Source organism: Streptomyces sp. NPDC031670 (assembly GCF_055580545.1).
This window is the reverse complement of sequence record NZ_JBVILC010000023.1, coordinates 96616-107287: the sequence shown is the minus strand read 5'-3', so window position 1 is coordinate 107287 and position 10672 is coordinate 96616. Positions and strand designations below refer to the sequence as shown.

General features: G+C 71.6%; 10 protein-coding genes. 4 read left to right on the top strand and 6 right to left on the bottom strand.

Annotated features, from left to right (window positions below; all coding sequences use genetic code 11):
- Positions 1–400: 400 nt before the first annotated feature.
- The 4 genes from msrB to ACZ5ID_RS31075 all read right to left on the bottom strand — a co-directional run bounded on the left by msrB (position 401) and on the right by ACZ5ID_RS31075 (position 3723).
- Positions 401–808, bottom strand: a complete 408-nt coding sequence (msrB, locus tag ACZ5ID_RS31090) for a peptide-methionine (R)-S-oxide reductase MsrB (protein ID WP_406553473.1) — start codon at positions 806–808, stop codon at positions 401–403.
- Between the two features lie 13 nt (positions 809–821).
- Entirely contained in the window at positions 822–2213 is a 1392-nt protein-coding gene (gene murC, locus ACZ5ID_RS31085) for a UDP-N-acetylmuramate--L-alanine ligase (RefSeq protein WP_468904491.1), read from the bottom strand.
- Positions 2214–2312: 99 nt separating this feature from the next.
- Entirely contained in the window at positions 2313–2795 is a 483-nt protein-coding gene (locus tag ACZ5ID_RS31080) for an indole-3-glycerol phosphate synthase (protein WP_468904489.1), read from the bottom strand.
- A 163-nt stretch (positions 2796–2958) separates the two neighbouring features.
- Positions 2959–3723 (bottom strand): pyrimidine reductase family protein, encoded by a 765-nt coding sequence (locus ACZ5ID_RS31075; protein ID WP_468904486.1) that lies wholly within the window; start codon positions 3721–3723, stop codon positions 2959–2961.
- Positions 3724–3759: 36 nt separating this feature from the next.
- On the opposite strand from ACZ5ID_RS31075, the gene zapE reads away from it, so the two are divergent.
- The 4 genes from zapE (at position 3760) to ACZ5ID_RS31055 (ending at position 7772) form a co-directional block, all read left to right on the top strand.
- Positions 3760–4830, top strand: coding sequence for a cell division protein ZapE (gene zapE / locus ACZ5ID_RS31070; RefSeq protein ID WP_468904484.1), 1071 nt, complete (start codon positions 3760–3762; stop codon positions 4828–4830).
- 52 nt (positions 4831–4882) lie between these two features.
- Positions 4883–5308 (top strand): OsmC family protein, encoded by a 426-nt coding sequence (locus ACZ5ID_RS31065; protein WP_468904482.1) that lies wholly within the window; start codon positions 4883–4885, stop codon positions 5306–5308.
- A 118-nt stretch (positions 5309–5426) separates the two neighbouring features.
- Positions 5427–6827, top strand: a complete 1401-nt coding sequence (locus ACZ5ID_RS31060) for an alkaline phosphatase PhoX (RefSeq protein ID WP_468904479.1) — start codon at positions 5427–5429, stop codon at positions 6825–6827.
- Positions 6828–6887: 60 nt separating this feature from the next.
- A complete protein-coding gene (locus ACZ5ID_RS31055) occupies positions 6888–7772 on the top strand; it encodes a PPK2 family polyphosphate kinase (RefSeq protein ID WP_468904476.1) in 885 nt (294 codons plus the stop codon).
- 15 nt (positions 7773–7787) lie between these two features.
- Here ACZ5ID_RS31055 and ACZ5ID_RS31050 read toward each other — a convergent pair whose 3' ends face one another.
- Positions 7788–8465, bottom strand: a complete 678-nt coding sequence (locus tag ACZ5ID_RS31050; protein ID WP_468904474.1) for a DUF5825 family protein — start codon at positions 8463–8465, stop codon at positions 7788–7790.
- A gap of 67 nt (positions 8466–8532) precedes the next feature.
- Positions 8533–10530, bottom strand: a complete 1998-nt coding sequence (locus tag ACZ5ID_RS31045; RefSeq protein WP_468904470.1) for a RiPP maturation radical SAM C-methyltransferase — start codon at positions 10528–10530, stop codon at positions 8533–8535.
- Between the last annotated feature and the right edge of the window lie 142 nt (positions 10531–10672).

Genomic DNA, 10672 nt, shown 5'->3' with positions numbered 1-10672 from the left:
GTTCTCAAGGTACGGACGCTTCCTTCGTTCCCGTTTCCGGGCCCTCCGGGCGCTTCCTTCGTTTCCGACTCTATCAGACTCTTTCGTGTCCGATTCCCGGTCTCCCGGGTCAAGTCGTTTTGTCTTTCCGGCTGTTGGGCCGTTCCGACGTCCCAGACTCTAGCGGATCTCCCCGGTGGCTCCTAATCGGGCCGTTCGAGTCGTCCACTCCTATTCGAAATAAAATTCGGCATGCCGAAATTCATTCCGGAGAGGAGGTCGTGCTGAGTTGGGTTGCCGCAAGTCTGCGGCGGACGGCTGTCGGCGGACCGTTCCGGCTCCGTGACAACTCGAAGAACCTTACGCGCCTGCGGGACCGGCGTCAAACCGCGCCGGTCCCCGCGTCACGCGTCGTTCGCCCTCAGGCCTCGTCCGGCGTCAGCCGCAGCGAGATGGAGTTGATGCAGTACCGCTGGTCGGTCGGGGTCGGGTAGCCCTCGCCCTCGAAGACATGGCCCAGGTGCGAGCCGCAGCGGGCGCAGCGCACCTCCGTACGGACCATCCCGAGCGAGCGGTCGGAGATGAGCTCCACCGCGTCCGTGTCCTTCGGGTCGAAGAACGACGGCCAGCCGCAGTGCGACTCGAACTTCGTCTCGGAGGTGAAGAGCTCCGCGCCGCAGGCCCGGCAGGAGTAGACGCCCTTCGCCTTGGTGTCCGTGTACTCGCCCACGAAGGCGGGTTCCGTGCCGGCCTGCCGCAGCACCGCGTACTCCGCCGGGCTCAGCTCGGCCCGCCACTGCTCGTCCGGCTTCTCGACCTCGTACGACATCGAAGGCACTCCCTCAGCTCAACCGCGCCAGGATCAGCGGGCCCAGGTCCGTCACATCGCCCGCGCCCATCGTGAGAACGAGGTCGCCGGGCCTGACCATTCCCGCGATCACGTCCGGCACGGCCGTCTTGTCGTGGACGGTGGTGACGTCGGCGCCGGCCGCCCTGGCCGCGTCGATGATCAGCGCGCTGGTGACGCCCGGGATGGGGTCCTCGCGCGCGGGATAGATGTCGAGGACCACCGAGGCGTCGGCGAGCGCGAGCGCGCGGCCCATCTCGGTGCCCAGCTCCTGGGTGCGGGAGAAGAGGTGGGGCTGGAAGACCACGAGCAGCCGGGAGTCGGTGGCCGCGGCGCGCATGGCCTCCAGGTCCGCGGTCATCTCGGTCGGGTGGTGCGCGTAGGAGTCGATGACCTGGACGCCCGCGGCCTCGCCCTTGAGCTGGAGGCGGCGCTTGACGCCGGTGTACTTGCCGAGGGCCGAGGCCAGGTTGTGCGCCGGGATGCCGAGGGCGACGCCCGCGGCGAGCGCGGCCACCGCGTTGAGGGCGTAGTGGCGCCCGGGGACGGAGACGGTGAAGGTCAGGTACTTGCCGCCGAGCAGGACGGTGACCTCGCTGGTCAGACCGCGCGGGGTGATCCTGTGGACGCGTACGTCGGCGTGCTCGTCCTGTCCGTAGGTGACGACCTTGAGCGAGGAGAGGTCGCGGACGCGGCGGGTGAGCTCGACGGCGCCCGTCTGGTCGGCGGAGACGACGAGGGTGCCGCCGGGGACGACCTTGCCGACGAAGGTCTCGAAGGACTCGTAGATCTCGTCCATCGAGGCGTAGTTGGCGTGGTGGTCGAGTTCGACGTTGAGGACGATGGCGACCTCGGGGTCGTACTTCTGGAAGCTGCGGTCGCTCTCGTCCGCCTCGGCGACGAAGATGTCGCCCTCGCCGTGGCGGGCGTTGGTGCCGGGGCCCGCGAGGTCGCCGCCGATGGCGTACGAGGGGTCGATGCCGAGCTCGGTGAGGGCGACGGCGAGCATCGAGGTGGTGGTCGTCTTGCCGTGGGTGCCGGCGACGGCGATGGCGCGCAGGCCGCCCATGAGCGCGGCGAGCGCGTCGGAGCGGTGGACGACGGGGATGGAGAGCTCGGCCGCGCGGACGAGCTCGGGGTTGTCGGCGCGGATGGCGCTGGAGACGACGACGCTGGTGGCGTCGGCGGCGAGGTGCTCGGCGGCGTGCCCGATGTGGACGGTCGCGCCCACCGCGCGCAGCGCCTCGGCCGTCTCGGACTCCTTGGCGTCGCTGCCCGCGACCTTGGCGCCGCGTCGGGCCAGGATCTGCGCGATCCCCGACATTCCGGCACCACCGATGCCGATGAAGTGCGGCCGTTCCATGGCGGTGGGGATCGCGGGTGCCATTGGTGTGTGTCTCCCGGGGGTGCGCGGCGTACGGGGTGGTTGCCGGCCCCGTGGGGCCGGCGGCACTGGACCGGTCGGCCGGTCCAGTGAGCCATCACCCTATTCGCTGTGCGCCTCCTCGCTGTGCGCGAAGAGCTTCAGGACGGGGACGCCGACCTTGTGGCGGGCCCGGGAGGCCCAGTCGCGGTGGAAGAACTCCTCCACGTAGTGCGGGGCCGTCAGGACGATGACCTCGTCGGCCTTCACCTCCTCGACGACGGACTTCAGCAGGTCGAGAGGGTGTTCCTCGACGAGCTGGCCGACGGCGGAGCTGCCGCCCGCGCGCAGGGCCTGCAGGGAGTGTTCCAGGGCGCGGGCGGCGGGGGCCTGGGCGGCCGGTCCCGCGGGTTCGCCCGCCTCGTGGACGGCTTCGTCGAGTTCGCCGAGCGCCACGTCGTCGATGGCGCGCAGCAGGCGGTCCTGGTCGCCCCGGGGCTGCATGAGCACGACGAAGGAGACCGGCTCGTCACCGTGCAGGGTGGTGACGAATTCCACGTCCACGGAGGTCAGGGGTTTTTCGATCATCAATACGCTTGTGAACACGACAAACGCCCTTCTCTTCACTCCGGCGGTGCCCCGCGAGGCAGCGGGGCCTCGACGTGGTTACCCGCCCCTGCGGAAACCATCCTTCCCCGTGCCCGCACGGGGTCTGCGTGAGTAAGTGTGCCCAACGGAAGCTAACCGGAACGGGAAATTCCGCCGATTGTCAGATCCGACGGTAACGGGTGTAGAGGAACCCGGCCTCTTCCAGCAGCGACTCCAGCCGGAACTGCTCCGGGGCGCTCACCGCGGGCCCTCCGGCGATTCGCTGGGCGGTACCGGCGGTCAGCAGCGGCGCCACCGTCAGACAGAGTTCGTCGAGCACTCCGGCGGCCACGAACTGGCCCAGCAGCCGGGGGCCGCCCTCCGTGAGCATGCGGCGCATCCCGCGCGAGGCCAGCGCCTCGACGGCCCGGGCGGGCTCCACGCCCGGCCCGTCACCGGCGATCACGACGTCCGCGCCGGCCACCTCCGCCTCGCGGACCCGGTCCGGGGGCGCCGAGGCGCCGGTCAGCACGATCGTCGGGACCAGCGGCGAGGTGAACAGGGGCAGGCCGAAGTCCAGGTCGAGGCTGGCGGTCACCACCGCGATGGCGGGGGCCGGGCCCTGGCCCGCGGCAGCGCGCCGGTCCGCGAAGACCTCCCGCGCCCTGGCCGGGCGGTAACCCTCCTGGCGTACCGTTTCCGCACCCACCACGACCACATCGGCCAGCGCCCGCAGGGTGCCGAAGATCCGCATGTCGGTGTCGGAGGAGAGAGGGTGGGAGCGGCCCTCGTGCTGGCCCGCGCCGTCCAGCGAGGAGACCATGTTGGCCCGCAGATACGGGCCCTCCGTGTCGGGGTACGCGTAGGCCTCGGCCAGCGCGTCGAACGACCACTCGTCCTCGTCCGGGGCGGGTGTCTGGTCGGTCACAGGGAACAGGCGTCGCATCCGTGCAGTCTTACACGGCGCTTACAGTGGGGAACTGTGTCGACCAGCCCCATAACCCAAGCGGCCCCGCTGTCGCTCTGCGCCCGCGAGCCGCATGTCCCCGCCGACCGTCTGGTCGCCGAGATGGTGCCGCCACCGCGGTTCGACTCGGTCCGCTTCGAGACGTACGTACCGGACCCGAACCAGCCCAGCCAGAGCGAGGCCACCGCGGTGCTCGCCTCCTTCGCGGCCGGTCTGGGCGGGGCGCACGCGAGCGGCGGCGGGCGCCGCAAGTGGTTCGGCCGCAGGCCCGCCGCGCCCGCGGGTCCGCGCGGGATCTACCTCGACGGCGGGTACGGGGTCGGCAAGACCCATCTGCTGGCCTCGCTGTGGCACGCCACCCCGGCCGAGCCCTCGCTCAAGGCGTTCGGCACCTTCGTCGAGCTGACGAACCTGGTCGGCGCGCTGGGCTTCCAGCAGACCGTGCGCACCCTCAGCGGGCACCGGCTGCTGTGCATCGACGAGTTCGAGCTGGACGACCCGGGCGACACGGTCCTGGTGTCGTCGCTGCTCGGCAAGCTGGTGGAGCAGGGCGTGGCGCTGGCCGCGACCTCCAACACGCTGCCCGGCAAGCTGGGCGAGGGCCGGTTCGCGGCCGTCGACTTCCTGCGCGAGATCCAGGGCCTGTCGGCGCACTTCCGCCCGCTGCGGATCGACGGCGAGGACTACCGCCACCGGGGGCTGCCCGAGGCCCCGGCGCCGTACTCGGACGAGCAGGTCACCAAGGCCGCGTACGCGACCGAGGGCGCGGCGCTCGACGACTTCCCCGGGCTGCTGGGCCATCTGTCGCGGGTCCACCCCAGCCGGTACGGGGCGCTCACCGACGGGGTGAAGGCGGTCTGCCTCACCGATGTGCGGCCGGTTCCCGACCAGTCGACGGCGCTGCGGCTCGTGGTGCTGGCCGACCGGCTCTACGACCGCGAGGTGCCGGTGCTGGCGTCCGGGGCGCCCTTCGACCGGCTCTTCAGTGACGAGATGCTGAACGGCGGCTACCGCAAGAAGTACTTCCGGGCCATCTCCCGGCTCACCGCCCTCGCGCGCGACGCGAAGGGGCTGGTCGAGCAGTAGGTTTGGCGCACAGGGGGCCCCGGACCCCCTCAGCCACCAGAAGGGATACATCATGGCCACCACGCGTACGGCGCACACGGTCTGGGAGGGCGAGCTCATCAAGGGCTCGGGGACCGTCACCTTCGACTCGTCCGGCATCGGTGAGCAGCCGGTCACCTGGGCGTCCCGCGCCGAGCAGGCCAACGGCAGGACCAGCCCGGAGGAGCTCATCGCGGCGGCCCACTCCAGCTGCTTCTCCATGGCCCTCTCGCACGCGCTGACCGGCGCCGGGAACCCGCCCACCCGGCTGGAGACCAAGGCGGACGTCTCGTTCCAGCCGGGCGAGGGCATCACCGGTATCCACCTCACCGTGCGCGGCGAGGTGCCGGGCCTGGACGCGTCGGGTTTCACCGCCGCCGCCGAGGACGCCAAGAAGAACTGCCCGGTCAGCCAGGCGCTGACGGGCACGACGATCACGCTCACCGCCGAGCTGGCCTGACCCGTCGGCCCTTTCCGGCCACCTGAGGCGACACGGCCCGCATGGTTCTCCTGTCACCTGAACGCGTGATAGATCATGCGGGTCACGTCTTCCTGTCCGCCAACAGGGGAGTTGCCTCATGTCCGAAGCACGAGCAACACGACGTCAGATCCTCGCGCGAACCGGCGCCTCGGCCGCCGCCATCGCCTTCACCGGCGCCGTCGGTGAGCTCTTCGCCGGCGGCCCCGCCGCCGCCGCGCCCAGCCGCCACGGCTACGGGCCGCTCGTTCCCGACCCGGCCGGGCTGCTCGATCTGCCGGAAGGTTTCCGCTATCGGGTGCTCTCCCGCGAGGGCGACCCGCTGCGCTCCGGCGAGGGCCGGGTACCGAGCAACCACGACGGCATGGCCGCGTTCGCGGGACGCCACGGCGGCGTCCGCCTGGTGCGCAACCACGAGAACCGGGTCACCGCCGCGATCCCGGTCCCCCATGCCGAGGGGCTGGTGTACGACCCGATGGGCAAGGGCGGCTGTACGGCCCTGGAGCTCGACTGCGACAACCGGGTGCTGTCCGAGCGGGTCGCCCTCAGCGGCACCGCCGTCAACTGCGCGGGCGGCCGTACCCCTTGGAACACCTGGCTGAGCTGCGAGGAGACCGAGGACCGGGCGGGTACCAACGGCTACACCAAGGACCACGGCTACGTCTTCGAGGTCGACGGCGCCGACCCGCGCCGCACCGGGGCCGTACCGCTCACCGCCATGGGCCGCTTCCAGCACGAGGCGATCGCCGTCGACCCGCGGCGCGGTGTCGTCTACGAGACGGAGGACGCCTTCGACCGGCCCTTCGGGCTCTTCTACCGCTTCCTGCCCAACCGGCCGCTCGGCGGCACGGGCTCCCTGCGGGCGGGCGGCGCCCTGGAGGCGATGCGCGTCCCGGACGTACCCGACCTGTCCGTGGTCCAGCAGCCCGGGACCCGGTTCGAGGGCATCGAGTGGGTGCCGGTGCCCGACCCGTCGGCCCGGCGGACACCCATCCGGCTCCAGGACTTCGGCCCGCGCGGCATCACCCACGCGCAGAAGCTGGAGGGCTGCTACTGGAGCGGGGACCGCGTCTACTTCGTCTCCAGCTACGCGCGCGTGGCGGAGGGGTCGGGCGCCGACCACTTCGGCCAGGTGTGGCGGTACGACCCCCGGCGCCGCCGCCTCACCCTGATCGTCGTGTTCGGCCCGGCCACCGACGTCCAGCTGCCCGGAGAGTCACCGGACAACATCTGCCTCGCCCCGGACGGCGGACTGATGGTGTGCGAGGACGGCAACGGCGCCCAGCACGTCTTCGGGCTGACCCGGCGCGGCAAGGTGTACCCGATGGCACGCGGACGGCAGACGATCACCTCAGCCGCCTCCGCGGCGGGCGGCAGGCCCGGCGCCCCCGAGTGGGGCGAGTTCGCGGGCGTCACCTTCGCCCCGGACGGGCAGACAATGTACGTCAACTGCTACACGCCGGGAACGACCTTCGCGGTGACGGGTCCCTTCGCCCGGTAGCGTTCGCGCCGCGTCGCGTTCCGTCGCACGATCGAGGGAACCGATGGGAAGGGGTGCGCGGTGGCCGAGAAGAGCGGCAAGAGCGGCACGGGCGGAAAGAAGCCCGGACAGCCGGACCTGCGCCGGCTGCTGCGCGTCCCCGCGGGCAAGCGCCTCGACCTCGCCTCCGTCGCGGCCGACGCCGTCCCCGCCGGGCCGCGGAAGAAGGCGGAGGGGCTGGCCGCGACGGCCGGGATGGCGGAGGAGCTCGCCGGGCTCCAGGAGCGGCTGTACGCGGCGAGCACCGCGGGCGACCGGCGCCGGGTGCTGCTGGTGCTCCAGGGCATGGACACCAGCGGCAAGGGCGGCACGGTCAAGCACGTCATCGGCCTGTTCAACCCGTCCGGCTGCCGGATCAGGGCGTTCAAGGCGCCCACCCGCGAGGAGCTGAACCACCCCTTCCTCTGGCGGATCATGCGGGCGCTGCCGCAGCCGGGCGAGATCGGCATCTTCGACCGCTCGCACTACGAGGACGTGCTGGTCGCCCGGGTCCACGAGCTGGTGCCGCACCGGCAGCTGGGCCGCCGCTACGGGCAGATCAACCGGTTCGAGCAGTCGCTCGTGGAGGACGGCGTGAGCGTCGTCAAGGTCTTCCTGCACATCAGCCCCGGGCAGCAGCGCCGCCGGCTGCTCGAACGGCTCGACAACCCGGACAAGCACTGGAAGTTCAACCCGGGCGACCTCGAAGAGCGGGCGCTGTGGCCCGCGTACCGGACGGCGTACGAGATCGCCCTGGAGCGGTGCTCGACGGACGCGGCGCCCTGGTACGTGGTGCCCGCCGACCGCAAGTGGTACCGCGACTGGGCGGTCAGCAGGCTCCTCCTGGAGCACCTGCGCGCGCTCGACCCGCAGTACCCGAAGGGCGACTTCGACGTGGCGGAGTGCCGCAGGAGGCTGCTGGCCTGACCGCGTCGGCGGTCCTCAGATGGCCATCGCCTCCTGAATCCAGCGGTTCACCCGGTACGGCAGCCACCACGCCAGGTCGCCCACCTGGAGGACCAGCTTCTCGGAGCGGAAGTCGGCGAGGACCGCGGGCGGGACGGAGTCCGCCGGGGCGCCGTGGACGAGGTCCTTGATGACCTCGTGGTACTCGGGCTCGTCGGCGGTGAAGCGGCGCAGGTCGCCCCAGCGGCGGTCGCGGATCTGCACGAAGCCGGGGCCCTGGCGCCACAGGCACTTGCACAGGTAGTGGCCCTCGCGCCATTGGCGCAGCGCCCCGGCCGCGTCGGCGGGGCCCTCAAGGCGCTGCGGTGGCTGGATATGGCTCAGGAGCTTCCAGGTGTCGGGGTCGGCCGCCGGGTCGAGCCGCAGCTTCCACTCGACCAGCACGGCCCGGGCCGTCAGATCGCGGGCCAGGCTCAGGGCGCGTACAGCCCGCCGGGCGGCCTCCGGGGCGCTCACCTCCGCGAGGTCGACCGTCTCGGCGAGGCGGACGCGGCGCACTCCCGTCTCCCACAGCCGGTCGGCCTCCTCCCCCGCGGGGCCGGTCAGTTCGAGGTCGCCCAGGTGCATCCCGGGCAGGGCGCAGGCGTCGGGGTCGTAGTCGCGCCAGGCGGTGACGGTGAGGGCCGCGGTACGCGGGGTGAGGGCGGTGCTCATCGGGCTGGTCCTCCGGCTCGTACGGTCTTCCGGCTCTTGCGGGCTTCGCGGTGGGTGGTCGGCGCGGTCATACGGGAGCGGGCTCGGCGCGGGCGGGCTCCGGGCGGGCCGGCCCGGAACTCGCGGAGCCGGAGTCCGCGGAGCCGGGGCCCGCGGGCTGCCCGGCCGCGTCGAGGGCCGCGTGGGCGTGGCGCATGAAGTCCAGGCGCAGCAGGTCCTCGTTGACGGCCGAGGGCGCGATGTGGACGTACTGGCCGCCGTCGGTGAAGACCAGGCCGAGGCCGACCCAGGAGTCGAGGAGGCGCTGCACCTCGCCCTCGTCGCGGGCGGCGTCCTTGGCCCGGGCCGCGGCCTTGCGGGTGAGGGCGGCGGCCGTGTGCGGCTGGTCCAGGAGACGGAAGGCGACCAGCTCGAACGGGTCGGTGAGCTCCATCGCGCGCCAGGAGAACATCCGGCGCCGGCTGACCAGGACGATGCGGTCCCCGAGGTCGGCGTGGGTGAGGCGGGCGTCCGCGTGGTTCTTCTTCCAGGCGTCCAGCGCGTCGTTGAGGGCGGTCACCGTGGGCTCGCCGATACCGCGCTGCGGGGCCTCGAAGACGTACGCGAGGTCGTAGAGCTCGGACTCGGGCAGGTCGTAGGTGAAGCGGTAGTGCTCCTCGGGGCGCAGACCGTCGAAGCCGAGTTCGGGGCGGTTGAAGTAGGGGCTGAAGCGTTCGATGGCGATGCGCGCGGACAGGTCGACCGGCGGGTTGAGGTGTTCGAGCGCCGGTATCTGGGCGATCACCGGGTCGTAGTCCTCGGCGGTCTCGCCCGGGAAGCCGTGCAGGTAGTTCCAGGCGACCGAGAGGCCGGTCTCGGCGCCGTCGCGCAGCATCCGGACGTTCTGGCAGCCGCTGACGCCCTTGTCCATCAGGTCCAGGACGCGGTTGTTGAGGCTCTCGATGCCGGGCTGGACGTAGATCAGTCCGGCGTCGGCGAGCGTACGGAGCTGGCTGCGGCGCATGTTGGCCTTGATCTCGATGTGCATGCGCAGGTCGTAGCCGCTCTCGATGATGCGGGGCAGGACCGTGGAGAGGTAGCCCATGTCGAGGATGTTGTCGACCAGGTACATGTCGAGGACGCGGTGCTTCCGGGCGAGCTCCATGATCTCCGAGTAGAAGGTCTCCGGGCTCTTGGAGCGGTACTGCATGAAGGAGCCGTTGAGCCCGCAGAAGGTGCAGTGGTGCTTCTCGCCCCACCAGCAGCCCCGGGCGCCCTCGACGACGAGCTTCGGCTCGACCCAGTTGCGGGCCACCGAGGTGCCGAGCCGCTCGAAGTAGCCGCTGTAGTCGGGCGGCAGGATCGCGACGGGCGGGAGCGGGCTGGTGGCCATCGGGTTGACCACGCTCGCGCCGTCGGCGCCCCGGTGGCACAGGCCCGGCACCGCGGCGAACGCGTCCGGGCCGGCGCCCTCGCCGATGGCGGTGAGCAGCTGCGGGAACGCCGACTCGCCCTCGCCGCGGATGACGTGGTCCACGAAGGGGAAGTTGCGGTGGACGGCCTCGCCCTGCTCGCCGTCGCAGTTGGCGCCGCCCATGACGGTCACGATGTGCGGGGCGAGCCGTTTGACGTGCCTGGCGGCGGCGAGGGCCGCGGTGTTCTGCTGGAAGGTGGAGGTGAAGCCGACGACGTCCGGGCCGTACGCCACGATCCGCTCGGCGATCATCTCGACGAACTCCGGTACCGCGCGGTGCAGTTCCTGTGACATACGCAGCCGGGACTTGCGCAGTTTTCCCTTCATCGCGTCCGCGAACTCCTGGTCGCGCCAGGCGGGGTCGTCATAGAGGGCGGAGGAGAAGACCCAGTCGCCGCAGCCCATGAAATAGGAGGAGAGCGCGTAGTACTCGTAGTCGTCGGCGGTGAATTCGGTGCGCTCGGTGATCCAGTCGGTGAATTCGAGATTGGCGTGCAGCACCTCGGCCCGGGCGCCCGGTACGCGTTCGTCGACGCTGCGTTTGAGGATTCCCAGGGCCAGCGACGGCAGATCGATCGGCGACCAGGGCATATTGACCAGCAGAACACGCATGTCGACTCCTCGCGGGTACCCAGACGTAAGGAAAAGGGGCCCGGGGGGGGGGGGGGGGGGGGGGGGGGGGGGGAAGAGGAGGGGGGGGGGGGGGGGGGGAGGGGGGGGGGGGGGGGGAGGGGGCGGCTTCCTCTTTGGAGTT